Source organism: Streptomyces sp. NPDC094147 (genome assembly GCF_044764265.1).
Taxonomy (GTDB): domain Bacteria; phylum Actinomycetota; class Actinomycetes; order Streptomycetales; family Streptomycetaceae; genus Streptomyces.
In genome coordinates, this window is sequence record NZ_JBIWHT010000088.1 from 1 (window position 1) to 1,319 (window position 1,319).

The window sequence follows — 1,319 nt, forward strand, 5'->3', positions numbered from 1 at the left end:
TGCGGGTCTGATGCACTTCCCGCTCAGCCTCACCGCCTTCCCCGGACCCCGGCTGACCCTCGCCCTGAGCTACCAACCCGACACCTTCGACCGGACCCACGCCGAGCGGTTGAGCCAGTGGCTGCACCGGATCCTGGAGAGCACCGCCACCGACCCCGGCACACCCGTCAGCCGGATCGACATCCTCGAAACGGCCGAACGCCGACGTGTGTTGGAGGAATGGAACGGCACCGAAGGGATACAACCGCCCACCGTCATGCTAACGGAGTTGTTCCAGGAGCGGGTGGTGCGGACGCCGGACGCGGTTGCGGTGGTGTTCGAGGGTGAGTCGCTGACGTATGCGGAGTTGAACGCGCGGGCCAATCGGCTGGCGCATGTTCTGCTGGCCAGGGGTGCGGGCCCGGAACGGTTCGTGGCGGTGGCGCTGGAGCGGTCGGCCGAACTGGTCGTGGCGACGCTGGCGGTCCTCAAGACCGGCGCAGCCTACGTGCCGCTGGACAGGCGGTCACCGGCGGAACGGCTGAGTGCGGTGATGACGGACACCGGAGCGTCGGTGCTGCTGACGGACCGGGCCTCGGCAGACGTGCGGTTCAACCACGCGGCGCGGGTACTGGTGGTCGACGACACCGCGGAGCTGGCGGACATGCCGTCGGACGATCCGGCAGTGGCCGGACACCCCAAGCAGCTCGCGTACGTGATGTACACGTCGGGTTCGACGGGCATGCCCAAGGGCGTCGCGGTCACGCACGCGGACGTCGCGGCACTGGCCGCGGACCGTCACTTCCGGGCGGACGCACACCGTCGGGTTCTGATGCACTCGCCCCACGCGTTCGACGCCTCGACGTACGAGATGTGGGTGCCGCTGCTGTCCGGCGGCACCGTCGTGGTCGCCCCGCCCGGTGAACTCGACATCTCGGCACTTGAACGGGTGATCACCGGCCAGGAAGTCACCGCCGTCTTCATGACGATCGGGCTCTTCCGGCTGCTGGCACAGGAGTCGGCGGCGTCCTTCGCCGGAGTGCGCGAGGTGTGGACCGGGGGCGACCTGGTGCCGGCGGTGGCGTTGCGGCGCGTGCTGGAGGCCTGCCCTGGCATCGTGGTCACCGATGTGTACGGTCCGACGGAAACGACCACGTTCGCCACGTGCCATCCGATGAGGTCACTCGCGGAGGTGCCGGACACGGTGCCGATCGGTCGTCCGATGGACGGCATGCGGGTGTACGTGCTGGATGCGGGGCTGCGGCCGGTGCCGGTGGGGGTGGCGGGGGAGCTGTACATTGCCGGCGCGGGTCTGGCTCGTGGCTATCTGAACCGTCCTG

1 protein-coding gene is annotated in these 1,319 nt (G+C 69.3%); it reads left to right on the plus strand.

Annotated elements, in window-relative coordinates:
- Window positions 1–1,319 (plus strand): amino acid adenylation domain-containing protein (locus ACIQ8J_RS35895; RefSeq protein WP_403278389.1); only part of this gene is annotated, 1,319 nt, incomplete at both ends.